General features: G+C 61.0%; 20 protein-coding genes and 1 pseudogene. 4 read left to right on the top strand and 17 right to left on the bottom strand.

Going from position 1 to position 23667, the window contains the following annotated elements:
- Positions 1 to 16: 16 nt before the first annotated feature.
- Entirely contained in the window at positions 17 to 892 is an 876-nt protein-coding gene (locus NTD84_RS18215) for a LysR family transcriptional regulator (RefSeq protein WP_262168128.1), read from the top strand.
- 283 nt (positions 893 to 1175) lie between these two features.
- Here NTD84_RS18215 and katG read toward each other — a convergent pair whose 3' ends face one another.
- On the bottom strand, positions 1176 to 3431 hold the full coding sequence (gene katG, locus NTD84_RS18210; RefSeq protein ID WP_262168126.1) for a catalase/peroxidase HPI: 2256 nt from the start codon (positions 3429 to 3431) through the stop codon (positions 1176 to 1178).
- Between the two features lie 419 nt (positions 3432 to 3850).
- Here katG and NTD84_RS18205 point away from each other — a divergent pair, with 419 nt between their 5' ends.
- Positions 3851 to 4717, top strand: a complete 867-nt coding sequence (locus NTD84_RS18205; RefSeq protein WP_262168124.1) for a MurR/RpiR family transcriptional regulator — start codon at positions 3851 to 3853, stop codon at positions 4715 to 4717.
- Between the two features lie 129 nt (positions 4718 to 4846).
- On the opposite strand, the gene NTD84_RS18200 is transcribed toward NTD84_RS18205, so the two are convergent.
- The 13 genes from NTD84_RS18200 to ppnN form a co-directional block, all read right to left on the bottom strand.
- Positions 4847 to 6076: a P1 family peptidase gene (locus NTD84_RS18200; protein WP_262168122.1), complete on the bottom strand. Its 1230-nt coding sequence runs from the start codon at positions 6074 to 6076 to the stop codon at positions 4847 to 4849.
- A 23-nt stretch (positions 6077 to 6099) separates the two neighbouring features.
- Entirely contained in the window at positions 6100 to 7428 is a 1329-nt protein-coding gene (locus NTD84_RS18195; protein ID WP_262168119.1) for an aspartate aminotransferase family protein, read from the bottom strand.
- A gap of 66 nt (positions 7429 to 7494) precedes the next feature.
- Positions 7495 to 8316, bottom strand: coding sequence for an ABC transporter ATP-binding protein (locus tag NTD84_RS18190; protein WP_262168117.1), 822 nt, complete (start codon positions 8314 to 8316; stop codon positions 7495 to 7497).
- Positions 8317 to 8351: 35 nt separating this feature from the next.
- A complete protein-coding gene (locus NTD84_RS18185; protein WP_262168115.1) occupies positions 8352 to 9071 on the bottom strand; it encodes an ABC transporter permease in 720 nt (239 codons plus the stop codon).
- Complete coding sequence (locus tag NTD84_RS18180) at positions 9068 to 9754, bottom strand: ABC transporter permease (RefSeq protein WP_262168113.1); 687 nt, start codon at positions 9752 to 9754, stop codon at positions 9068 to 9070. The genes NTD84_RS18185 and NTD84_RS18180 overlap by 4 nt, the downstream gene beginning before the upstream one ends.
- 10 nt (positions 9755 to 9764) lie before the next feature.
- Positions 9765 to 11846: an FAD-dependent oxidoreductase gene (locus NTD84_RS18175; protein ID WP_262168111.1), complete on the bottom strand. Its 2082-nt coding sequence runs from the start codon at positions 11844 to 11846 to the stop codon at positions 9765 to 9767.
- Between the two features lie 197 nt (positions 11847 to 12043).
- Complete coding sequence (locus tag NTD84_RS18170; RefSeq protein WP_262168109.1) at positions 12044 to 12820, bottom strand: lysine/arginine/ornithine ABC transporter substrate-binding protein; 777 nt, start codon at positions 12818 to 12820, stop codon at positions 12044 to 12046.
- 20 nt (positions 12821 to 12840) lie between these two features.
- Entirely contained in the window at positions 12841 to 14175 is a 1335-nt protein-coding gene (locus tag NTD84_RS18165; RefSeq protein ID WP_262168106.1) for an acetyl ornithine aminotransferase family protein, read from the bottom strand.
- Between the two features lie 35 nt (positions 14176 to 14210).
- The gene (locus NTD84_RS18160) at positions 14211 to 15782 is read right to left on the bottom strand and encodes an aldehyde dehydrogenase family protein (RefSeq protein WP_262168105.1); all 1572 of its coding nucleotides are present in this window, start codon (positions 15780 to 15782) and stop codon (positions 14211 to 14213) included.
- 372 nt (positions 15783 to 16154) lie between these two features.
- Positions 16155 to 16382 (bottom strand): hypothetical protein, encoded by a 228-nt coding sequence (locus NTD84_RS18155; RefSeq protein ID WP_262168103.1) that lies wholly within the window; start codon positions 16380 to 16382, stop codon positions 16155 to 16157.
- 136 nt (positions 16383 to 16518) lie between these two features.
- Positions 16519 to 16812, bottom strand: coding sequence for a phage infection protein (locus NTD84_RS18150; protein WP_262168101.1), 294 nt, complete (start codon positions 16810 to 16812; stop codon positions 16519 to 16521).
- Positions 16813 to 16982: 170 nt separating this feature from the next.
- The gene (locus NTD84_RS18145) at positions 16983 to 17723 is read right to left on the bottom strand and encodes a response regulator (protein ID WP_262168100.1); all 741 of its coding nucleotides are present in this window, start codon (positions 17721 to 17723) and stop codon (positions 16983 to 16985) included.
- 416 nt (positions 17724 to 18139) lie between these two features.
- Complete coding sequence (gene ppnN / locus NTD84_RS18140; protein ID WP_262168098.1) at positions 18140 to 19513, bottom strand: nucleotide 5'-monophosphate nucleosidase PpnN; 1374 nt, start codon at positions 19511 to 19513, stop codon at positions 18140 to 18142.
- Between the two features lie 212 nt (positions 19514 to 19725).
- Here ppnN and NTD84_RS18135 point away from each other — a divergent pair, with 212 nt between their 5' ends.
- Positions 19726 to 20253, top strand: coding sequence for a DUF3087 domain-containing protein (locus NTD84_RS18135; RefSeq protein WP_262168095.1), 528 nt, complete (start codon positions 19726 to 19728; stop codon positions 20251 to 20253).
- A gap of 68 nt (positions 20254 to 20321) precedes the next feature.
- Positions 20322 to 21899, top strand: a complete 1578-nt coding sequence (locus NTD84_RS18130; protein WP_262168093.1) for a sensor domain-containing diguanylate cyclase — start codon at positions 20322 to 20324, stop codon at positions 21897 to 21899.
- A gap of 10 nt (positions 21900 to 21909) precedes the next feature.
- Here the strand turns inward: NTD84_RS18130 and NTD84_RS29915 are convergent.
- From NTD84_RS29915 to NTD84_RS18115, 3 genes and pseudogenes are all read right to left on the bottom strand, one after another.
- A pseudogene (locus NTD84_RS29915) lies at positions 21910 to 22178 on the bottom strand (LysR family transcriptional regulator); the annotation flags it as partial.
- Positions 22179 to 22209: 31 nt separating this feature from the next.
- On the bottom strand, positions 22210 to 22566 hold the full coding sequence (locus tag NTD84_RS18120; protein WP_262168090.1) for a DUF2784 domain-containing protein: 357 nt from the start codon (positions 22564 to 22566) through the stop codon (positions 22210 to 22212).
- A gap of 51 nt (positions 22567 to 22617) precedes the next feature.
- Positions 22618 to 23553: a diguanylate cyclase domain-containing protein gene (locus tag NTD84_RS18115; RefSeq protein ID WP_262168088.1), complete on the bottom strand. Its 936-nt coding sequence runs from the start codon at positions 23551 to 23553 to the stop codon at positions 22618 to 22620.
- Between the last annotated feature and the right edge of the window lie 114 nt (positions 23554 to 23667).

Here is a 23667-nt window from a genome sequence, read left to right as displayed (position 1 = left end):
GCAGGATTTATGGATCATGGCCGAGGCGCTCGATATAGAACTGTTGCGGACTTTCCACGCCGTTGTGCGCTTCGGGCAGTTTCTCGCGGCCTCCAGTTTTTTGAACAAAAGTCCGTCGGCGGTCAGCCTGCATGTGCGTCGCCTGGAAGCGCTGGCGGGTGGGCGTTTGTTGGAGCGGGATAACCAGACGGTCAACCTGACGCCGCTGGGCCGGCGCTTTGCGCTGCAGAGTGCCGAGCTGCTCTTGCTGCATGATCGTCTGCTGGCGGGATTTACCACGCCGGTGGCCAGTGGGCGGATCAGGTTGGGCATTTCCGAGGAGTACGCCGGGGCGGTGCTGGGGTGTACGTTGCCGCACCTGGCGGCGGATTTTCCGCATATCGAGCTGGAGGTGGAAACCGGCTCCAGCGGGCGTTTGCATAGCCGGCTGCAGCGGGGGCAGCTGGATTTAGCGCTGTTGGTGGAGCCGGTTGAGGGGGCGCCGGCGGATCCACATTGCGTAAGAACGTTTGGTCTTACTCAGCCGGTGTGGGTGGCGGCTCATGATTACACGTCGGACCCTGCCAAACCGGTTCCGCTGGCTCTGCATGGTAAAGGCTGCCCGTACCGCAGCGTGGCAGTCGATGCGCTGTCCCGACAAGGGCGGCGATGGCGGGCAGTGATCATGAGTGCCGGGGTCACGGCGCTGGAAACGGCCATTGAGGCGGGGTTGGCCATTGGCATTGTCGATCGTGCGCAGGTGCGTTCAGGCATGCGTGTGCTGACGTTGACTGACGGGTTTCCGCAGTTGCCTCTGCATGAGTTGCGGCTGGTTCGCGCGCCGGGGGCATTGAGTGAGGCGGGGGAGGTGTTGGTGGGGTTGATTGGACATGGTTTTCGGTTAACGCGTTGAGGCGCTGTTTTTTCATCTGATCCGTATTTTTCCGTCGGATCTGCGTCTGTCATGCACAGGGCTTGCGCCGCACAATGACGTTACGGTTGGCAGTCGCTTCAAGCGCTGCTCCGCATACTCATTCTGTAGGAGGCTCCATGGCCAAGATGTCCCTTTTTCTGGGTGGATTTCTGGTATTGACCATTCTGATCGGTGTTTTGGCCACGATTCCTCCGACGTGATCGACCGGCTTGCAAAAACCACAACGCCTCCACTCGGGAGGCGTTGTGCTTTTGCTGCAAGGTTACTTCAGGTCAAAGCGATCCAGGTTCATCACTTTGGTCCAGGCCGCGACGAAGTCTTTCACAAACTTTTCCTTCGAATCGCTGCTCGCATACACCTCGGCCAGCGCGCGCAACTGCGCATGTGAGCCGAACACCAGGTCGACCCGCGTACCGGTCCATTTCACCTGGCCGGTTTTGCGATCCCGGGCTTCGAACTCTTCGTTGGTGTCCGAGGTGGGTTTCCATTCCACGCCCATGTCCAGCAGGTTTTTGAAGAAGTCGTTGGTCAACGCCTCCGTCTGCGTCGTGAACACGCCATGCTTCGTCTGTCCGACATTGGTGTTCAACACGCGCAGGCCGCCAATCAGCGCGGTCATTTCTGGCGCAGTGAGGGTCAGCAATTGCGCCTTGTCGATCAGCAGATGCTCCGCCGGCACGGTGTAGCGCGCTTTGGTGTAGTTGCGGAAACCATCAGCGATGGGCTCGAGGAAACCAAAGGATTCCACATCGGTTTGTGCCTGCGAGGCATCTACCCGGCCCGGTGTGAACGGCACCGTCACGCTATGCCCCGCATTTTTTGCCGCCTGCTCGACACCGGCACTGCCGGCCAGCACGATCAGGTCTGCCAGGGAGATTTTCTTGCCGCCGCTGCTGAACTCGCGCTGAATGCCCTCGAGTTTCGCCAGCACGTTGCCCAGTTGGTCCGGCTGGTTGGCCTGCCAGGATTTCTGCGGTTCCAGGCGCAGACGACCGCCGTTGGCACCGCCGCGTTTGTCGGAACCACGGAAGGTCGAAGCCCCCGCCCACGCCGTGGAAACCAGCTGCGAGACACTCAGCCCCGAGGCGAGGATTTTGCTTTTGAGCGCGGCGATGTCGCTGTCGTTGACCAATTCATGGTCGACTTTTGGCAGCGGATCCTGCCAGAGCAATTCTTCGCTGGGCAGTTCCGGACCAAGGTAGCGCGACAGCGGGCCCATATCGCGGTGAATCAGTTTGTACCAGGCACGGGCGAAAGCGTCGCTCAGCTGATCCGGGTTCTCCAGGAAACGCCGGGAAATCGGTTCATAGATCGGATCGAAACGCAGCGCCAGGTCGGAGGTCAGCATGGTCGGGTTGCGTCGTTTGGACGGGTCATGAGCATCCGGAATGATCCCGGCACCGGCACCGTTTTTCGGCGTCCATTGATGCGCGCCAGCCGGGCTTTTCGTCAGCTCCCATTCGAAGCCGAACAGGTTTTCCAGGAAGTTGTTGCTCCAGCGGGTAGGCGTGGTGGTCCAGGTCACTTCCAGGCCGCTGGTGATGGTGTCCGGACCTTTGCCGGTGCCGAAACTGTTTTTCCAGCCGAGGCCCTGTTGTTCCAGGCCGGCCGCTTCCGGTTCCGCGCCAACATTGTCGGCCGGCCCGGCGCCGTGGGTTTTACCGAAGGCGTGGCCGCCAGCGATCAGCGCTACGGTTTCTTCGTCGTTCATGGCCATGCGGCCAAAGGTTTCGCGGATGTCCAGGGCGGATTTGACCGGATCCGGCTCGCCTTCCGGGCCTTCGGGGTTGACGTAGATCAGGCCCATTTGCACGGCGGCCAGCGGGTTCTCAAGATTGCGCCCGTGTTCGGTGCGGCTGTCTTCATTTCGGCCCGGCTCGGCTACCAATGGAACATCGCCGGGTGTCTGCACGTCTTTTTGCCCTTTGTCGTAACGGGTATCGCCGCCCAGCCATTTGTTCTCGGAACCCCAGTAAACGTCCTCGTCCGGTTCCCAGACATCGGCACGCCCGCCGGAAAAGCCGAAGGTCTTGAAGCCCATGGATTCCAGGGCGACGTTGCCGGTCAGGACGATCAGGTCGGCCCAGGACAGATTGCGTCCATATTTCTGTTTGACCGGCCACAGCAGCCGGCGCGCCTTGTCCAGGCTGACGTTGTCCGGCCAACTGTTGAGCGGGGCAAATCGCTGTTGCCCGGAACCGGCGCCACCACGCCCGTCGCCAGTGCGGTAGGTGCCCGCCGCGTGCCAGGCCATGCGCACGAACAACGGCCCGTAGTGGCCGAAGTCGGCCGGCCACCAGTCTTGCGAGTCGGTCATCAGCGCCGTCAAATCGCGCTTGACCGCCGCGAAGTCCAGTTGTTTGAAGGCTTCGGCGTAGTTGAAGCCATCGTCCATGGGGTCAGAGAGGGACGAGTGCTGGTGCAGGATCTTCAGATTCAGTTGGTTCGGCCACCAATCGCGGTTCGTCGTGCCACCGCCAGCGGCGTGATTGAACGGGCATTTCGATTCATTTGCCATGTGCGAGCTACCTTTGGTCGTGATCATCCGGCTATCGGCCCGGGACGGGCGTTGAATAGCGACGAGCAAAATCCATGACACAGGCTGCTGGGCCAGCAGTTCGATCAACAGATTGTTATGACCGCACGGGGGTATAAACAGCGGCTATCGAGTTCCAGCACGGTGGCCCTTGGCAGGCTTGGTCACGATTCGGACTCATTCCTGTCTCCTTATCAGCGTGTAACGGCCGGCTTATGGCGCCGACGCTCGGGTAAGCGTAGACCCCAGTCTGGAAGTCAGCTAATAGGCCGAGTATTGAGGGCTGATAGGCATAATCTTTTAGCAATGCTCACGCTGCCAACCGGCTGCTACAAGGATTTGCGGCGTACCGTTGCAGGGAGGCATGTTAGGATTTGCGCCACACCAGGGTGTAGGAATCTATGGATAAGCATCAACTCGACAAGCTCATTGAAGAAACCTTTCATTCGCTGACGCCAACGCTTCAGCGCGCCGCCCGTTTCATTCTCGATCACCCCAATGAGGTGGCCTTGCAGTCCATGCGCACGGTGGCGGGCATGGCCAAGTTGCAGCCGGCGTCGATGTTGCGTCTGGCCCGTCAGTTGGGGTTTGGTGGCTACGAGGAGTTGCGCGATTGTTTCCGCCACTGGCTGACCGAGCGCGACTCGATGTTCACCCAGCGGGCCGATGCGCTGCGTCGGCGTTCCAACGGTGACCAGAACACCGGCCTGATAAGCGAGATGCTGAGCGCTGAGCAGAGCAACCTGGAAGATACCTTCAGCCCTGAACGTTATGAGCAGATCCTCGCGGCCCATGGTCTGTTGACCGGTGCCAGGCATATCTATGTCGTCGGCCTGCGCAGTCTGTTTCCGGCGGCCTACTATTTCAGTTATGTCTGCGGGATGTTTCTCAACAACACCACGTTGCTGAGCGGCATCGGTGGGGCGTTCGCCGATGAGCTGCGACGCATCGGCGCGGAAGATGCGCTGGTGGTGTTCAGTTATCACCCGTATGCCCAGGATGCGTTGCGCGCAGTGAAGTTTTGCAGTGAACGCGGGGCCAAGGTGATTGCCATCACCGACAGTCCGGTGTCACCGGTTGCGGCCCCGTCCGATGTGTTGATCGTGGTGCGCAACGCCACGCCGTCGTTGTTTCCCTCCGTCGTACCGGCGCTGGCGGTGTCCCAGACGTTGGCGGCGTTGCTGGTTGCCAATGGCAGCGAAGACAGCCTTCAGCAAATTGCCAACAGCGAAGCGCAGCTCAAGGAGTTCAGTGTTTACGTCGAGTGATTCCACAGATCGGGTTGTGAACACGATCCCTTGCAGGAGCCGGTCTGCCGGCGATGGCGGTGTGTCAGGCAGCGCGTTTATCGACGGCTGACCGCCGTTGCCAGCGAGCCGGCTCCTACAGGGTTGGGTTTACAATTCTGGGGCTGGTTGTAGGCGGTTGTACTTTTTCAGAATGTTGATGAGTTCACCGTGGGGCAGGGCATACGAGGTGTAGCCGTCGGTGCCGGTCATGTCCCGTGCGGCGACCAGTGCGTTGGTGATGGCTTCTTCCGTGGCTTGTACAGTGGCATTGAACACCGGGTCGATCTTGTCGTTCGGGAACTGGGTCACGGTCACCGGGTTTTCTTCTTCGACATCGTTGATCGCCTCACCGGTCGAGAACGACACGATGATGTCCCCCGAACCATTACCGGCAAACGAGCCCATCCGCGCCAGGCCCATCGATGCGCGTTTGGCGATGCGGTTCAACTGGGTCGCCAGCAACGGTGCATCGGTGGCCACGACGATGATGATCGAACCCTGGTCCTTGCTCGGCGCGCCGCCATCTCCGCTCTTCTGGCAATGCGGAGTCTTGTCGGTCGCCGCGACACCCGGCTGGAAGCAGCCCAGCCATTTTTGCGCCAGCTCCTGCCCGACCGGCGCGCCTGCTACCCGCAACACGTCGCGTTGACCGGTGTTGCATTGCACCAGCACCCCCACGGTGTAGGACTTGCCATCGACCTCGACCACCCGCGATGACGTACCGATCCCGCCTTTGAAGCCGAAGCACACCATGCCGGTGCCGCCGCCGACGTTGCCTTCCTGCACCGCGCCGCCTTTCGCCGTTTCGATGGCCTTGATCGCATGCTCCTGCTTAACGTGCAGGCCTTCAATGTCGTTGAGGCGCCCGTCCCAGGTTTCCGCGACGACGGGCCAGATGGCATTGCCGAAGGTCTTGGCCGACCATTCGGTGATACCGGCGTAGACCGGGCCGATGGCGTTGGTGTTGGAGAGGCCTATCGGCCCGTACACCAGTCCGAAATCCTGCAAGTAGGATTGCCCGGTCATTTCGCCATTGCCGTTGAGGTTGAAGAAGCCGCCGTTCACGGCCTTCACCGAGGCCTTGCCGCGGGGTATCACCATGGTCACACCGGTGTGCATCGGGCCCTTGCCGGGTACCAGTTTGCCCTCGCCACTGTTGAGGGTGACCTGGCCGACTTCGACACCGGCGACGTCGGTGATGGCGTTGAGTTTTCCCGGCGTCCCTTCAAAGGGAATGCCCAGGTCTCTTGCACGTTGTGGCTCGGCGGCGAACGTGGCTTGACTGAGCAAGGTGGCGGCGCATGCCATGAGTGCAGCATTCAGATAGCGGTGATTCATCGGGTTTTGCCTCTTTGTTGTTGTCATTGACCGGCGAGACTTTCATCCAGCGCCACGGCGAGCGTGTCGACGGCGAAAGCCAGTTGTTCGGGACTGCTGATATAGGGTGGGGCGAGCAGCACGTGGTCGCCGCTGACACCGTCGATGGTGCCGCCGCCGGGGTAACACAGCAGGCCGTGGGCCTGGGCGGCCTGTTTGATTTTTGCGTGCAGGCGCAGGTCTGCCGCGAAGGGCTGGTTGTCGTCGCGGTCCTGCACCAGTTCGATGGCCCAGAACAGGCCGCGGCCGCGTACATCAGCGACATGGGGGTGATGGCCGAAGCGCTCGTTGAGCAGGCCGCCCAGCAATTCACCGCTGCTGCGCACCGTGGAGCAAAGGTCGTGTTCCATGATTTCCTGTTGCACCGCCAGTGCGGCGGCGCAGGCGATCGGGTGGCCAACGTAAGTGTGGCCGTGCTGGAAACTGCCACTGCCGGCGCTGATGGTATGGACCACCCGGTCGCTGGCCATGACCGCGCCGATAGGTTGGTAACCGCCGCCCAGGCCCTTGGCCAGAATCAATAGATCAGGCACTACGCCTTCCTGTTCGAAGGCGTGATAACTGCCGGTTCGACCGATGCCGCACATCACTTCATCGAGAATCAGCAACACGCCATGGCGATCACAGATGTCCCGCATCCGTGCCAGATAACCCGGTACCGGGGCCACCGCACCGGAGGTCGCGCCCACCACCGTTTCGGCGACAAACGCCGCAACGGTCTCGGGGCCCAATTCAAGAAAGGTCTGTTCCAGTTCCAGCCCCAGGCGCTCGACATACGAGGCGTCGCTTTCAGCCGCGTGGCGGTAGCGAAACGCAAAGCACGGCGAGACCTGGGTGGTCTTCATCAGCAGCGGTTCATACAGCTTGCGTCGCGGCAGGTTGCCGCCAATCGCCAAGGCCCCGAGGGTATTGCCGTGATAGCTCTGACGCCGGGATACGAAGTGATGGCGCTGGGGCTGGCCGTTTTCCACGTGATACTGGCGGGCCATTTTCAAGGCGGTTTCCATCGCCTCCGAACCGCCGGACAGGAAATACACGTGGCCCAGGGTTGAAGGGCTGTGATCGGCCAACAGGCTGGCCAGTTGTTCGGCCGGTTCGCTGCTGAAAAAACTGGTGTGCGCATATTCCAGCGTGTCCAGCTGCCGCTTCATGGCCGCGATAACGGCAGGGTGTGCGTGGCCCAGGCACGACACGGCCGCGCCACCTGAGCCGTCGAAGTAGCGGCGGCCGTTGGCATCGATCAGGTAGCAGCCTTCGCCGCGCACGGCGAGGGGCAGGGTCACAGCGGGGTTGCGGTGAAAAATATGAGTCATGCGGACACTTCCTTGGCGTCACCCGTCAGGCAGATGAAACGCGAGCTGTCTCGATTGGTAAATTTTTTATGTTAGTGAAACAAATGGTTTATCTGCGGGCGTGACCAAGGCTTCCGGGTTGCGCAGCGATGTCCCCAGAAACGCCTTGAGCCGTTCGCTGCGGGGCGAACGGAACAACTGCGCCGGCTCGCCTTGCTCCTCGATTCGGCCCTGGTGCAGGAAAATCACCTGGCTGGATACCTCGCGGGCAAAGCTCATTTCATGGGTGACCATGATCATGGTGCGGCCTTCGCTGGCCAGGTTCTGAATCACCGTCAGCACCTCGCCGACCAGTTCCGGGTCCAGGGCGGACGTCGGCTCGTCGAGCAGGATCATCTCCGGCTCGACGGCCAGCGCCCGGGCGATGGCGACGCGTTGCTGCTGGCCGCCGGACAGCTGCGACGGGTAACTGTTGGCAAACCGGGCCGGGTCCATCTGCACCTTGTTCAAGTAGTGCAGGGCTTTTTCCGTGGCTTCGGCCCGACTGAGCTTCTGCACACGCATGGGCGCGGCGATGACGTTTTCCAGAACGCTGAGGTGCGCCCACAGATTGAAACTCTGGAACACCATCGACAGCTGGGTACGCAGGCGTTGCAGCTGTCGCGCGTCCTTGGCTTGCAGGCTGCCGTCCCGGGCGCGCTTCATGGCGATGGGCGTACCGTCCCAGATGATCTCGCCGGATTGTGGTTGTTCCAGCAGGTTCAGGCAGCGCAGGAACGTGCTTTTGCCCGAGCCGCTGGAGCCGATCAGCGTGATCACATCACCGGCATTGGCGGTCAGCGAAACACCCTTGAGCACTTCGTGCTGGCCGTAGCTTTTGTGCAGGTCGTTGACCTGGAGTTTGGACATGTCGTTCACCTCTGCAGCCATGCTTGGCTGTCTTGTCATGGATGGGTTGAGCGTGGGCGCAGGTACGCCAGCCATTTGCCTTCGGCGAGGCGAAACAGCAGAAACAGCAAGGCGGTAAACACGGCGTAGAGCAGCAGCGCGGCGATGTAGGCCTCGTAGGGCGAGGCATAGCGCATGCTGATCGAGCGGCCGACACCGGCGAGATCGAGCAAAGTAATGCTCGACGCCAGCGCGGTGCAATGCAGGGTCAGCACCACTTCGTTGCTGTAGGCCGGAATCGCCCGCCGCATCGCACCCGGCAGGATGATGTGGCGCATCTGCGTCCAGCGGCTCATGCCCATGGCCCGGGCGGCTTCGATTTCACCGTGAAAGGTTTTCTGGATGCAGCCGGCGAGGATTTCGATGGTGTAGGCCGCGGTGTTCAAGCCAATCGCCAGCCAAGCGCAGATGTAGGCCTCGCGCAGGTACGTCCAGGCCCAACTGGTGCGAATACAGCCGATCTCGGCGAGACCGAAATAGATGATGTAGATCTGCACCAGCAACGGCGTACCCCTGAACAGGTAGGTGAACAGCCAGACCGGTGTGCGCAGCAACGGGTTGCTCGACACCCGCAGCAACGACAACGGAATCGCCATCACCAAGCCGAGCCCGAGCGAAGTGATGAACAACTCGACCGTCAGCAGCAGGCCCGTTGTGCGGGTGCCGTCGCCCCATAGGAACAGTGCCAGGTTATCGAACACGACATTCCAGTTCATAAGGTGATCTCCTTGCTGCCGGCGGCGTAGTGCGCGGCGATAAACCTGAGTGCGACCACCGAGACGGTGCTCAGCAGCAGGTAGATGAGGGCGGCGACGATCAGCAGCTCCAGACCGTGCCCGGTGGCCTTGCCCGCCGAGCGCGAGAGGAAGATCAGCTCGTTGAGACTGACCATCGAGGTGATAGCGGTGGCCTTGAGCATCACCAGCCAGTTGTTGCTGATGCCGGGGAGGGCAAAGCGCATCATCTGCGGCACGACAATGTGCATCTGCACTTGCAGCTTGTTGAAGCCGAAGGCCTGCGCCGATTCCGCCTGGCCTTTGTCGACCGCGAGGAAGGCGCCTCGAAAGGTCTCGGCCAGGTACGCCGAATAGATCACCCCGAGGATGATCACGCTGGCGGCAAAGGCATCGATATCGATGGCCTGAAACCCCATGCGCTGGCCGAGCAAATTCAACGCGGTCTGCCCGCCGTAATAGAGAAACAGCAGCCAGACAAAGTCCGGCGCGCTGCGCATGACCGAAGTGAACCCGGTTGAAAGCCAGGCCAGCCAGCGATGCCGCGACAGCTTGCCGTTGGCCACCAGCAAGCCGAACGCCAGGGCGACGGCGAATGAGCACACGCCGACTTTGACCGTGACCAGCGCACCCACCAGGATGCTGTCCGCATATCCATAAAGCATGATCGTGTTCTCACTGTTCGAAGAGGGGCGCCGACATGGCAATCAACGGCAATTCCCGCGTGTAGTCGTGCGGTGCCAGGTTGCTGTCGAGGTAGCGGGCGAACTTGTGGCCCTGATACACCGCGGCGGCGATCGTGCCGGGGGCCAGACTGTCGCCGACCAGGCTGACCGTGCTGATGCCGGCTTCGCTCAGCGCTTCGCCATGTCCCAGCAACGCTTGATGCAGCGCATCGTCGGGCAGGCGGGCGGTGACGTTGATCAGCGAGCGACATTCCAGCTCGCGACTGTGGCCGGTGATTTCGCAGCGCAGGTGCACGGTGCCGTTTTCGAAGCGGATGATGTTGTGATGGCGTACCAGGTCGACCTCCAGCGTCATAAGGCGCTTGAGAATGCTGGTCGATTCCAGGGTATTGCCCGACCAGCTGGCGACTTGCAGGGCAGGGGTGACCAACGTCACTTTCAGGCCCAGTGCGACGCAGCGTTCGGCCAGCACGTTGCCCATGTAGTAGTGATCATCATCGAAAATCACTATGGGACTTTCGGGCACCTGTCCCGCCATCAGGTCGTCGGGGGTGAACACCTGGGGCGAATCGAACCCCGGAATCGCCCAGCCATTGGCGCGTCCGACGCCGTCGCGACGCCAGTGGGAGCCGGTGGCAATCGCGACATGCCCGGCACCGAATTCGAGGATGTCCCCAGCGCCAAGCGGGCTCTCGCGGTAGATGTTGACGTTGTTCATCGGCAACAACTGGCTGATGCGCCATTCGCGAACCCGGCCCCATTCGACCAGACCGGGCAGGGCGGATTCGCGCAGGACGCGACCGCCCAATTCGCTGCCGGCTTCGGCCAGGTGCACCTCGTAACCGCGTCTGGCCGCGGCCAGTGCGGCTTCCAACCCCGCCGGGCCGGCGCCGACCACCAGTAAGGTCTTGGCCGAACCGCGGGCGGGAATCTTTTCTGGATGCCAGCCGCGGCGCCATTCCTCGCCCATGGTCGGGTTCTGCGTGCAACGCAGGTTGGAGCTGGAATAGTCGCTGGACACGCATATATTGCAGCCGATGCATTCGCGAATGTCATCGGTACGGCCTTCGTTGATCTTGTTCGGCAGGAACGGGTCGGCAATCGACGGCCGTGCCGCGCCGATGAAATCCATCACACCACGTCGGATCTGGCTGACCATGGTGTCGGGGGACGTGAAGCGCCCGACGCCGACCACCGGCTTACGGGTCAGGGATTTGACGAACGCCGTGTGCTCTTCCTGATAACCCTCTTTTTTGAAGCGCGAGGTCACGCTGTCGTTGGCCCAACTGCTGACGTTGACGTCCCACAGGTCGGGCAGCTCGGCGAGCATGGCGATGATGTCGCGGCCTTCGTCGGCGCTGACGATGCCGTCCGGACCGAGCAACTCCTCGACGCCGAGGCGCACGGCGACGGCGCAACGATCCCCGACGGCGTCCTTGGTGTCTTCGATCAGCTCGCGCAGCAGGCGCACGCGATTCTCCAGGCTGCCGCCGTACTCGTCGCCACGGTCGCTCTTGCGCCGTTGCAGAAAATGCATGGGCAAACCGAGGTCATGGGAGGCGTACACGTAGACGATGTCGAACTCGGCGCGTCTGGCGCGCAAGGCGGCCTGACGATGCCACTGGCGCAGTTCGCGGATGTCGCTTTTGCTCATGGCCCGCGCCTGGACCGGTGCGTTATAGGTGATCGGCCGATGGGACGGGCCAATGGGGATCTCCCGGCTGTCGTAATTGGCACACGACGGACCGTGGTGCATGATTTCGATGCCGGCCAGCGCGCCGTATTCATGCACCGCTTCGGCCATCAGAGCCAGCGCCGGGATGTCGAGATCGCTCCACAGGCGACCTTCGTGAAAAGGCGAGCAATCGCTGCTCGGGTGGATTTCCACTTCTTCGGTACAGATCACGCCCCAACCGCCTTCGGCTTTGATTCGGCGCAGTTCGGCGAGGCCGCGCGGTTGAGTCCAGCCCATGCCGTTGCAATGAGGCACCTGGAAGAAGCGATTCTTCGCGGTGACCGGGCCGATCTTCAAGGGCTCGAAAAGGATGTCGAAACGGGGATCACGAGACACGGCAAAACCCTCCGGCTGCCTGGGCAGCCGCGTTGTTCTTGTTATTCAGGCTAACGGGGGTGGCGTATGCGAACTCATAACTGTGGGAGCGAGCCTGCTCGCGAATAAACCATAAGCGCCGCTGGGCATCTGGTATGACGCGTTATCGTTCACGCCCTTCGCGAGCAAGCTTGCTCCTACAGGGGCTGGTTCCGCCCTCAGAGAATCGGCACGTCAAAGTACTTCTTGCGCAGCGTTTCGTACTTGCCGTTGGCGATGATTTCGCCGAGCGCCTTATCCATGGCCAGGCGCAGATCGTCGTCTTCCTTGCGCAGCCCAATGCCCTGACCGTCACCGAAGTACCGCGGGTCGTTGAGCTGTTGCCCGGCCAGCGCGAAACCCTGGCCATCCGGTTTCTTCAGGAAGCCTTCGACACCGGGGATGGTGTCTTGCAGCGTGGCGTCCAGGCGGCCGTTTTTCAGGTCCATGTAAGCCTCTTCCAGCGACGGATAACTGACGATCTCGGCGCCGCCTTGAGCGAGCACTGCATTGGCGAATTTCTCGTGAGTGGTTTCCCGTTGCACGCCAATGCGGATGCCCTTGAGGGTCGAAGGTCGGGCGGCGTCATAAGGGGCGCCGGCCTTGGCGATCAGTTGCACCCAGGAGGTGTAATACTTCTTGGTGAAACCGATTTTTTGCTGGCGTTCCGGGGTGATGGTCATGGAGGCGACAATCGCGTCGAACTTATTGGCCAGCAACGCCGGGATCATCCCGTCCCAATCCTGAATGGCCCAAGTGCAGCGGGCCTTCATTTGCTCGCAGAGGGCGTTGGCGATATCGATATCGAACCCCCTCGGTTTGCCATCCGGGCCGATCTCATTGAAAGGACTGTAGGCGCCTTCAGTCGCCAGGCGAATGTCCTTCCAGTCCTTGGCTTGGGCGGTCAGGGCCGCCAGGCTCAATACCACAGCCAATACACCGTGCAACTTCTTCATGTCTGCTTCCTCGGGGTTGATCAGGCGTTCAGGGTTTCGTCGAGTGCGGCGTCCAGCAGCGCGATGGCTTCGTCGCACAGGGTTTTGTCGATCATCAACGGCGGCATCAGGCGCAGGGTGCTGACACCACAGGTCAGCAGCAGCAAGCCTTTGCGGTAAGCGGTGTGCAGCAACCGATCAGCGATGGCCTTCGCCGGTTTGCGGTTGATGCGATCGGTGACCAGCTCGATGCCGATCATCAGGCCTTTGCCGCGCACCTGACCGATCAGGTCCGGGTAGCGCCCTTGCAGTTCAGCGAGGCGACCCATCAGGTACTCGCCCATCTGCGCGGCATTTTCCATGTAGCCGCCTTCGACCAGTTCCAGCGTCGCCGAAGCGGCGGCACAGCACAGCGGGTTGCCGCCGTAGGTGTTGCCGTGAGCGCCGCGTTTCCACTGTTGCATGATGGTTTTCTTCGCCGTGACCAGGCCGATCGGCAACCCGGAGCCGAGGCCTTTGGCGAGGGTGACGATGTCGGGCTTCAGGCCCCAATGCTCGCAGGCGAACATCTTGCCGGTGCGCCCGGTGCCGGATTGCACCTCATCGGCAATCAGCAGGATGCCGTGGCGATCGCACAGCGCGCGCAGGCCTGCGAGAAAGCCATCGGGCGGTACCAGATAGCCGCCTTCGCCCTGGATCGGTTCCAGCAGAATCGCCGCGACTTCATTGGCCGGAACGTTGCTTTGGAACAACACGTTTTCCAGATAATCGAGGACTGCCGCGCCCTGATCTTCACCCGCCAGCAGCGGCCGGTAATTGTTCGGGTAAGGGATATGCGTGACCCCCGGCATGCTTGGAAAGAACCCGGCCTGTTGCGTGTACTTGCTGGCGGTAAAAGACAGCGAACCCATGGTCCGGCCATGGAACCCGCCGATGAAACCGATGAAGCGCGAACGCCCGGTGACGTAACGAGCGAGCTTGATCGCGCCTTCGACCGCTTCGGTGCCGGAGTTGCAGAAGAAGGTCATGGCCGGTTCGCCGAACGGCGACAAACGATTGATGGTTTCAGCCAGGCGTACCTGTTCTTCATGCCAGTAATCGGAAGAGATATGCAGGAACTTGTCGGCGGCGTTCTTCACCGCGGTCACCACTTTCGGATGGCTGTGACCGGTCGAGCACACCGCGATCCCGGCGGCGAAATCGATGAAGCGATTGCCATCCACGTCCCAGACTTCGGCGCCTCGGCCATGACTCATCACGAACGGGTAGTCGCGCGGGTAGGACGGAGAGACCACGGCGCTGTCGCGCTCGATCATGGCCAGGGATTTCGGCCCGGGCAGAGCGGTAAGCAGATGCTTGTTGTTAGTGTTTTGCACGTGCATTTTCCTCGGTGAGTACGGTTGAAAGGGGTTTACTCGACGCGGGTCTGGGACTGTTCGCGCAGGTACTGGGGCAAGTAGTAGTACGAAGCGATGGCCTTGCCGGTGTTGCCCGAGCCTTTCCAGCCACCGAACGGCTGATAGCCGGGCCAGGCGCCGGTCGTGGCGCCTTGCGGGCGATTGGCGTACGTGACGCCGGCCTCGATGTTGTCGAAGAACCAGTCGGTTTCCGGGTCGTTGCCGTAGAAGCCGGCAGTCAATCCGTATTGGCTGTCGTTCGCCAGTCCCAGGGCTTCCTCGAGGTTTTTTACCCGAGCGATCATCACGATCGGCAGGAACATTTCCACTTTCCACAGCGGATGATCGAGCGGCGCCTCGGCCAGGGTTGGCGTGCAATAGAAACCGGCGACGTAGGATTCGCTCTTGAGCTGTTCGCCACCGGTGATCACCCGCGCGCCGTGTTGCTGCAGTTGCTCGCTGTAGGCGGCGAAATCGTCGTAGGCCTTGCGGGTCGACACCGGGCCCATCCAGTTCTCGGGCACCGCAGGATCGCCAATGCGGATGGCGTGAATCTTCTCGGTGAGCAGCGCGATCAACCGATCCGCAACCGCTTCTTCGACGTAGATGCGCGACAGCGCCGAACACTTCTGGCCCTGCATGCCGAATGCCGAACGAATGATGCCCAGCGCCGCGCGTTCGAGGTCGCCGTGACGGCTGACAATGACCGCATTCTTGCCGCCCATCTCGGCGATGCAAGGCAGTGGATAGGCTTTGTCGAGCTGAGCCCGGGCGATGTGCATGCCCACGTCATAGGAGCCAGTGAAGGTGATGCCGGCGGTATGTCGATGCTCGATCAAGGCTTGGCCGGCCACGCTGCCGCTGCCGTTGACGTAGTTGAAGACACCGTCGGGAATGCCTGCATCGCGGATGCACTCGGCAAGCAAAATACCGGACCACGGGGTCTCGCTGGCACCTTTCAGCACGACGGTGTTGCCGGTTACCAAAGCGGCGCTGGCGGGGCCGCCGGCGAGGGCGAACGGGAAGTTGTAAGGCGCAATCACGGCCCACACGCCGTGGGGCTTGAGCACACTGCGATTGGTGCTGGTGAAGTCCTCCAGCGGGTCGTTTGGCAGGGTGTGATCGAAGCCCTGATTCTGCTCCATCAAGTCACAGTAATGGTCGAAAAACACCGCGGTTTCCTGGACTTCGCCCAAGGCTTCCATGCGGTTCTTACCGGTTTCGAGGCTGACAGCGGCGGCGATCCGGTACACCCGGTCTTCAATCAGTCGCGCCACTTTGCGCAGCAGGTCGATACGGACTTGCCAGGGGGTGGCACGCCAGGCCGGAAACGCTTTGCGGGCGGCGTTCATGGCGGCGTCGACATCTTCTTTCCGGGCCATATGAAAGCGTCCCAGCAACCAGTACTGGTCGATCGGGCTGCGTTTTTCGATCTTCTGCGGGCTGAACACCTGCTTGCCGTCGATGAATAACCCATAGTCACGGCCGAGGTCGTGCTTGAGCGCGGCCAATGCGCGCTCGAACTGCTCATGCACCTGCAGAGGCGGGTTGAACATCGTGGAATAGGTCAGCTTGAAATCGCTCATTGTTCTTGTCCTCGGGTGCCTGTGCGGCAGCGATTTGGGGATGAAGCGTTGAGCGAATGATTCACTTGAATCATTATTCAGTCAAGTGAATCATATGGTTTATTTTTTAGCGCACTGCAGTCGGCCCCCGATGGCGGGTCATGTCGTGAAAGCATCTGGATAGAGCGCATTCGCTAATGGAGGGTCTAGCCTGCGCGATCGGTTTCTTGATGGCGGTCCTATAACATCAAGCACGCGACTAGGCCGGGTCGCTGAATCAGCAGCCGGCGCAGTTCCGGGATTGAGTTCGAGCGCTCATCCAAAAACAAAGAAACCCCGGAGAGATCAAATCTTTCCGGGGTTCCCGTTTAAGCAGCCGCACAAACCGGCCAATCAATAACGCTGATATTTCGAACCAAACTCAGGGCGGTTGTCAGCTACGTACAGCTTGCTCGCCTGAACATCTTTGTGATCAACACCCACCGTGTTCACATTCAGGGTAGCCGGCTGGCTGACTTTTGCCGCCGCCGCGACCATTTGTGGACTGGCATGAGGTGCAGCGATAGCCGACGTAGCGCCAAGAACCGAAAGGGCAAAACCCAGACCAATAATGCTTTTCATGATGTAGCTCCAGAAGAGTGGGGAGAAGATGGGTCCACTGTAGTGCCGGGGCTTCACGATGAAAAAACACCCTGAGGCATAGTCGATATCGAGGGTGTTGATCCTTTATCAGGACGGCAGGTGGTCTGCGCTGCGATCAGTACCGCTGATATTTCGAACCGAACTCTGCGCGGTTGTCCGCGACAATCACCCCGCCGCGCACCGCGTCGCCCGGGGCGACCAACGCTACACGTTCGCGCAGTTCCTGCAGACGGTCCGCGCCACCTTCAGCGACGCGATTCTGTTGCGGATGATCCGAACCATTTTCCACGAACAGCTGCTTCTCCTGAGTGTGGGACGCGGTGTTGGCCGAAGCCAGGTTCGACAGACCGAGACCGCCGACCAGTGCCAGACCGAGTGCCAGGGACGAGACTTTCGAGAAATTGAACATGGTTGATTCTCCGTACGTTTAGTGGGGGGCGGTAGCGGCTGCTATCCGGTGAACACAGTTAAACGCTCGGGTGTATCGCTTGTGTGTGCTTGAACGCCGCGAAATCGGCGTCTGTGTATCAGCCTTGGGTCTTTATACAAAGGCATACAAAAACGATGGGGGACAGATATTCATGACTCGGCGCCAAGCAATTCCACGGGATAGGAAAACACGTAGCCTTCGCTGCGCACGGTCTTGATGTAGGTCGATTCCCGGGAGTCATCCATCAGGCGCTGACGCAGGCGACTGACCAGTAAATCGATGGAGCGGTCGAACAGGTCGGCGTCGCGGCCCTGGGTGAGGTTCAGCAACTGGTCACGGCTGAGCACCCGCTGCGGATGATCGAGGAACACCCGCAACAGGCGGTATTCAGCACCGCTGAGGGCGACCATGGTGCCATCTTTGTCCAGCAGGTGACGGGCGGTCGTGTCCAGGCGCCAGCGGCCGAAACCGAGCAGACGGCCACTTTCGGTGATCAACAGGTTGGGCGGCAGCATCCGGGTGCGGCGCAACACCGCGTTGATCCGCGCCAGCAGTTCGCGGGCGGCGAAGGGTTTGGTCAGGTAATCGTCGGCGCCCATTTCCAGGCCGAGGATGCGGTCGGTTTCATCATTGCGCGCGGTGAGCATCAGGATCGGCGTGGCTTTATGCTTGCCCGAGCGCAATTCTCGACACAGCAGCAGGCCGTCATCGCCGGGCATCATGATGTCCAGCACTATCAGGTCCACCTGGTTGGCTTCGAGAAAGCTGCGCATCTGCCGGCCATCGGCCACCACCGTGGTGCGCAGGCCATTCTTCTTCAGGTAGTTGCCGACCAGCTCGCGGATCTCGCGATCGTCGTCAACGATCAGGATGTGGTTCACATGTTCCATCGCTCAACCCTCTTGTTGTCCGCACGTTGCGCATTCCAGAAAGCCGCTTCCCGCTGCCTGCCGGCCTTTATATTCCACTGTAATCTGCCTTCGGGTTTGATACAGGGGCATACAAGACAGTTTTTTTCGTCACGGTATCGAGCGCCCCCCGAGACACCTTGCGCCCCCTTAACCTGTGGGAGCGGGCTTGCTCGCGAAGGCGGCCTGGCAGGCAACGACGATGTTGAATGGACCGGCCTCTTCGCGAGCAAGCCCGCTCCCACAGTGGTTTTTCGGTGAACACAGAGGTGGTGGACACCCTCGATCAACTGTGGGAGCTGGCCTGCCAGCGATGGCGGACTGGCAGGCAACCACAGTGTTGGATGTGCCGGCCTCATCGCGAGCAGGCTCGCTCCCACAGGGGCGGCGGCTCTTTGTTACGCAACCACCCGATAACACGGCACATACGCCGCGCCGCCCGGCAGTTTCATCCGGTGCTGGGCGACGAAGGCCTTGAGCAGCTGATCCAGCGGCTGCATCACCGCTGCATCGCCGCGGATCTGATACGGCCCGTGTTCTTCGATCAGGCGGATTCCCTTGTCCTTGACGTTGCCGGCGACAATGCCGGAGAACGCGCGACGCAGGTTGGCCGCCAGTTCGTGGGGAGGCAGGCTGCGGCTCAGCTTCAGGTTGGCCATGTTCTCGTGGGTCGGGTCGAACGGACGCTGGAAGCCTTCGTCGATCTTCAACAGCCAGTTGAAATGGAAGGCGTCGTTGCGTTCGCGGCGGAACTGTTTCACCGCTTTGAGACCAACGGTCATCTGCCGCGCGACCTGCGCCGGGTCATCGATGATGATCTCGTAGTGCTGCTTCGCCGCGTCACCGAGGGTGGCGCCGACAAACGCATCCAGTTGCTCCAGATACGGCGCGGCATGCTTCGGCCCGGTGAGGATGACCGGGAAGGGCAGGCCTTCGTTGTCCGGGTGCATCAGGATGCCGAGCAGGTACAGGAACTCTTCGGCCGTGCCCGCGCCGCCGGGGAAAATGATGATGCCGTGGCCCACGCGCACAAACGCTTCCAGACGTTTTTCGATGTCCGGCAGGATCACCAGTTCGTTGACGATCGGGTTCGGCGCTTCGGCGGCGATGATGCCGGGTTCGGTCAGGCCGAGGTAGCGGCCGCCGTGAATGCGTTGCTTGGCATGCGCGATGGTTGCGCCTTTCATCGGGCCTTTCATTACGCCGGGACCGCAACCGGTGCAGATGTCGAGGCTGCGCAGGCCCAGTTCGTGGCCGACTTTCTTGGTGTATTTGTATTCTTCGGTGTTGATCGAGTGGCCACCCCAGCACACCACGATCTTCGGTTCGACGCCGGGACGCAGGGTGCGGGCGTTGCGCAGCAGGTGGAACACGTAGTCGCTGATGCCCTGCGAAGTGCTGAGGTCGATGCGCTGGGCGTCGAGTTCGTTTTCGGTGTAGACGATGTCACGCAGGGCGCTGAACAGCATTTCCCGGGTGCTGGCGATCATTTCGCCGTCGACGAAGGCGTCGGCCGGGGCGTTCAGCAGTTCCAGGCGCACACCACGGTCCTGTTGATGGATGCGGATTTCGAAGTCCTTGTAGGCTTCGAGGATGGTCTTGGCGTTATCGACATGGGCGCCGGTGTTGAGGATGGCCAAGGCGCACTGGCGGAAGAGGGTGTAGGTGCTGCCGGATCCGGCTTCGCTCAGTTGCTGCACTTCACGTTGAGAGAGGGTTTCCAGGCTGCCTTTCGGGCTGACCGAGGCGTTGATTACTTGTCGTTGAGACATTCAATGATCCTTAAAACGATGTCACCCGCCGAGGACGCATGACATCCGAATAGTATGTATCCACAAAAGAAGATGGCACGAACTGCGCTGTATCGCCATGTTCCCCTTTGACGATGAAAAGATGAAAAGGAGCCCCAGCATAGCTAAATCCGCCGCAGAGGCGATAATGCCCCGCAGCCTTTTTGCCCCAGCCCCCGAGGAAACCCGTCGCGATGTTCGAAATCCAGCCGCAGAACCCTGAACGCTATCGAAGCCAGACCCGTCGCAGCACGATCATCATCGCCCTGATTTTCCTGGCCCTGGCGATGGTGTTATCGACGGCGGCGGTGGCGATGTTCGGCGAGCCGGGGGGCGACAATCTACGCTTCAACGTCGGCGGCGTATTCGTCGCGGTGCTGTTGATGGCAGCGCTGATGCGCGGCACATTCTGGACCCAGGCCTGGATGGCGTCCGCGGTCTACGGCTGGCAGCTCAAGCGCAGCCTGATGAGCGTCACCAACGTCATGCACCAGGTGACGGCGGCGGTGGAAAAGGACGATCCCGACGCCATGAAGCTGCTGCGCTTCTATCATCTGGGGTTGCACCAGATGCACCAGCTGGACGGCAACTCCAGCGATCACAGCCAATTGATACGGGAGATGGATCTGCACAAGGCGCGGATGGAAGCGCTGGGCCTCGAGACTGAACAGACGCGACTCAACCCGGCGTGGCTTGAAGCGGTCAAGCAGACGCCAGCGTAACCGGCGGTGCAATGATCATAAAAAGGCGAGCAGGATCAATCGCCACTCATCCAGATTCAGGGAGCGTCATGGGACATCCGTACGTCAAAGACCGAATCGAACATTTTCGCCGAGGCTCGCCATTGACCGGCGCGCCCGTCGGGTCAGGTCTCAAGGTGCGTTCGGTGGTGGTGCTGCTCGTCGCGGTATGTTTGTCGATGATCGCCATCGTGATCTGGGAAGCGTGGAGCTCGCGCCAGTACCATCTGCATGACAAGGAAGTGGCAATGTCCAACCTTGCGCAGACCTTGTCTTCGCAAGCGCAGGCGACAATCAAGCAGGCCGACACGCTGCTGTTTACGCTGGTGGAGCGCCTCGAAAACGATGGATTCGAGCCCGCGCAGTTGCCTCACCTGGAACGCCTGCTCAGGGCTCAGCGCAATGAGCTGAGCCAGTTACACGGCCTGTTCGTTTACGACCAAACGGGACGCTGGGTTGCCAATTCGAACGGTGCCGCCGTGCCGGACGCCAATAACGACGACCGTGAATATTTTATCTTTCATCGCGATCACCCCGACCGTGGGCCGCACATTGGTCCGTCGATCAAAAGCCGTTCCAGCGGCGAATGGATCATGACCGTGTCCCGCCGGATCAATCATGCCGACGGCAGTTTTGCCGGCGTGGCGCTGGCGACGATCTATCTCAATCATTTCCTGTCCCTGTACGACAGCATCGACATGGGCCGCAACGGGGTGATCAACCTGATCGCCGACAACGCCACCATCGTCGTGCGGCGGCCGTTCAATGAAACGGAGATCGGCACCAGCGTCGCCGGTGGCCCGTTGTTCACACAGTTGCTGCCCACGGGCAGTTCTGGAACGGCAACGGTCAAGTCGGTCATGGATGGTGTCGAGCGGGTGGTGGGATTTCGTCGGGTCGACGGTTATCCATTGATTATCTTCGCCGCGCTCGACAAGCATGAAGTTCTCAAAGGCTGGCGCGATCAATCCCTGCTCAGTGCCGGGATCGTTGCATTGTTGCTGGGGTTTCTGGGTGTGCTGGGCTATCGCCTCATCGGTCTGATGAAGCAACAGAACCGCATTCAGCGTGAACTGCTGGATGCCCGGGACGAACTCATCGAGGTCAATCACAGCCTGAAATTGCTGGCCTTGGAAGACGCGCTCACGGGGCTGTCCAATCGGCGCCAGTTCGATCTGTTCATCCACTCGGAAATGGGCCGCGCCCGCCGCAGCCAGAGCGGCCTCGCGTTGCTGATGCTCGATGTCGATCACTTCAAACTGTTCAACGATCAATACGGCCACGTGGCGGGGGACGAGTGTTTGCGCAAGATCAGCGCGATCATCACGGAAAACATCAAGCGCCCCGGAGACCTGGCGGCGCGCTACGGTGGTGAGGAATTTGCGGTGGTATTGCCCGGGACGGATTACGTCGGGGCGTTCCTGGTGGCGGAAAAAATCCGTCGTGCGGTGCAGCAGGCGGGTATTCATCACGCCGAAGGCGCCGACGGCGTGGTGACGGTCAGCCTGGGCGTCGCGGCGTACGATCCGGCCTCGCAAGCCCAGGCCGACGACTTGATCGGCGCGGCGGACAAGGCGCTGTATGTGGCCAAGGCCAGTGGGCGGAACATGAGCGTGATTGCCAACTGAGCGTGGCGGTTCAGGCGAACCGGTCGCTGCCCTGGACCAGTTTGGTCGCCAGGTACGATTGCTTGAGTTTTTCCAGCCACCAGCCCAGGGCGCGGCCGTCGTGATCGCCGCGCCAACCGGCGTAGAGAATGTTCGGCTCCCGTGGGTAGGCCATGGGTTTTCCACCAACGTGGCGTTTTTCAGCAAAGAGCCGACCCGGTGCCGGGGCAGCCAGCCCACGCCCAGGCCGTCGCACTGGGCGAGGATTTTCGCGCGCATGGTCGGCACCGCGAGCACCGGACTCAAGGACAAATCGCCAGCAAGCAGGCTCCTACAGGTTTTTCATCAATCGAACATAGACCATAGCGTTGATTGCCAGCACCACGCTGCCCAATCCCAGCTGAATCGCGGGCGTCAGCCCTGCCGGGTAAATCACTGGCCAGACGTAATGCTCAATGAACCCGCCGCCATACCCGGTTTGCCCGGCGGCCTGGCGCATGAGGTTTTCCCATTGGGTCAACGGGCAGGTCAGGTGGAACACCTCCACCGCAACCCCCCATGCCGCGGCCGGCAAGTGGAACCAGATCAGCCAGCGCCATTTGAGCACCAGCAGCCCGCCGAACAGCACGAACAGAATGAACAACAGGTGGAACAGCACCAACCCGTCGGCGGCGATTCGGTAAAGCATGTCGACTCCATGACTGTGATGCGACTCGCTCCATGTTACGCGGGCAAGCGATTAACCACGAAAATCCGCGAACTCGGCGCGCATCCTGCCGTTGCGCTTGGCCTTGTACAGCAACTTGTCGACCTGCTCGACGAACTCCATCGCGGTTGCCTGCAACGCTGCCGTGGTGGTGCCGACGCCCAGGCTCAGGCTCAACAGCGGCGAAACCGCGGAAAACCCATGGTCGATGTGCTGTTGGCGAATCAGGTGCAGGCATTTGTTCGCCACCCGTCGCGCCGATTCGGCGTCGCTTTCCGGTAACAGCCAGATGAACTCTTCGCCGCCGATCCGCGCAATGAAATCCCGTGGCCGGTTAGCGGCCTGCGACAGGGTTTGGGCCACCTGGCGCAAGCATTCGTCGCCCTTGATATGCCCGTAATGGTCGTTGTACTGCTTGAAATAATCGATATCCATGATGATCAGCGACAGCGGCAGCCCGGTGCGCTGGGCATTGCCCCATTCGCGTTCCAGAACCGTGTCGAACATGCGTCGGTTGGCGATGCCGGTCAGGCCGTCCTGGAAGGAATATTCCTCAAGTTGCTTCTGCAGGCGAATCAGGTGTTCTTCGGTTTTCTTGCGCTCGCTGATGTCGAACATGAAGCCCACCAGCGCCTCCACTTCACCGTCCCTGCGCACCACATGCACCACGTCGCGAATCCACACGTAGTCGCCGGTGTGGGTCAGCGCGCGGTAGTCCGCCTCGTGATCCACCCCGGCGCGGGATTGCGAAACGCAGAATTCAACGACGTAGTCGCGATCGTCCGGGTGCATGCGCTCGACCCAGTCATTGACCGATACCCAGCTGTCCTGCTTCCAGCCCAGCAGGCCTTCGATCTGCGGACCGATGTAGCTGAAAGTCATGCTCTTCCAGTCGATCCGCCACGGTATGGCCTTGGTCGATTCAAGCAGGGTTTTGTAGACGTCGCTGTCGGTGTCGGTTGCGCTCATGACGGACTGGATCTCGCTGGGAAAAATGCAGCGCCATCATGTTGCTACCACGGCGGCGAATCAAGCGGGAAGCCGATGAAAGGAACGCCTTCGCTACAGTGCGCAAGATTGTTC

This window comes from Pseudomonas sp. 14P_8.1_Bac3, from assembly GCF_025466085.1.
GTDB lineage: Bacteria > Pseudomonadota > Gammaproteobacteria > Pseudomonadales > Pseudomonadaceae > Aquipseudomonas.
Note: the sequence above shows the minus strand (reverse complement) of the source record. Positions and strands in the feature narration are given on the sequence as shown.

What these genes read in the sequence shown, in the direction of transcription:
- NTD84_RS18150 (WP_262168101.1), bottom strand. Translation starts at nt 16,812, where the DNA reads ATGTTCAATTTCTCGAAAGTCTCGTCCCTGGCACTCGGTCTGGCACTG.
- ppnN (WP_262168098.1), bottom strand. Translation starts at nt 19,513, where the DNA reads ATGTCTCAACGACAAGTAATCAACGCCTCGGTCAGCCCGAAAGGCAGC.
- NTD84_RS18160 (WP_262168105.1), bottom strand. Translation starts at nt 15,782, where the DNA reads ATGAGCGATTTCAAGCTGACCTATTCCACGATGTTCAACCCGCCTCTG.
- NTD84_RS18130 (WP_262168093.1), top strand. Translation starts at nt 20,322, where the DNA reads ATGGGACATCCGTACGTCAAAGACCGAATCGAACATTTTCGCCGAGGC.
- NTD84_RS18180 (WP_262168113.1), bottom strand. Translation starts at nt 9,754, where the DNA reads ATGCTTTATGGATATGCGGACAGCATCCTGGTGGGTGCGCTGGTCACG.
- NTD84_RS18200 (WP_262168122.1), bottom strand. Translation starts at nt 6,076, where the DNA reads ATGAATCACCGCTATCTGAATGCTGCACTCATGGCATGCGCCGCCACC.
- NTD84_RS18215 (WP_262168128.1), top strand. Translation starts at nt 17, where the DNA reads ATGGCCGAGGCGCTCGATATAGAACTGTTGCGGACTTTCCACGCCGTT.
- NTD84_RS18170 (WP_262168109.1), bottom strand. Translation starts at nt 12,820, where the DNA reads ATGAAGAAGTTGCACGGTGTATTGGCTGTGGTATTGAGCCTGGCGGCC.
- NTD84_RS18185 (WP_262168115.1), bottom strand. Translation starts at nt 9,071, where the DNA reads ATGAACTGGAATGTCGTGTTCGATAACCTGGCACTGTTCCTATGGGGC.
- katG (WP_262168126.1), bottom strand. Translation starts at nt 3,431, where the DNA reads ATGGCAAATGAATCGAAATGCCCGTTCAATCACGCCGCTGGCGGTGGC.
- NTD84_RS18145 (WP_262168100.1), bottom strand. Translation starts at nt 17,723, where the DNA reads ATGGAACATGTGAACCACATCCTGATCGTTGACGACGATCGCGAGATC.
- NTD84_RS18205 (WP_262168124.1), top strand. Translation starts at nt 3,851, where the DNA reads ATGGATAAGCATCAACTCGACAAGCTCATTGAAGAAACCTTTCATTCG.
- NTD84_RS18190 (WP_262168117.1), bottom strand. Translation starts at nt 8,316, where the DNA reads ATGTCCAAACTCCAGGTCAACGACCTGCACAAAAGCTACGGCCAGCAC.
- NTD84_RS18120 (WP_262168090.1), bottom strand. Translation starts at nt 22,566, where the DNA reads ATGCTTTACCGAATCGCCGCCGACGGGTTGGTGCTGTTCCACCTGTTG.
- NTD84_RS18155 (WP_262168103.1), bottom strand. Translation starts at nt 16,382, where the DNA reads ATGAAAAGCATTATTGGTCTGGGTTTTGCCCTTTCGGTTCTTGGCGCT.
- NTD84_RS18135 (WP_262168095.1), top strand. Translation starts at nt 19,726, where the DNA reads ATGTTCGAAATCCAGCCGCAGAACCCTGAACGCTATCGAAGCCAGACC.
- NTD84_RS18195 (WP_262168119.1), bottom strand. Translation starts at nt 7,428, where the DNA reads ATGACTCATATTTTTCACCGCAACCCCGCTGTGACCCTGCCCCTCGCC.
- NTD84_RS18115 (WP_262168088.1), bottom strand. Translation starts at nt 23,553, where the DNA reads ATGAGCGCAACCGACACCGACAGCGACGTCTACAAAACCCTGCTTGAA.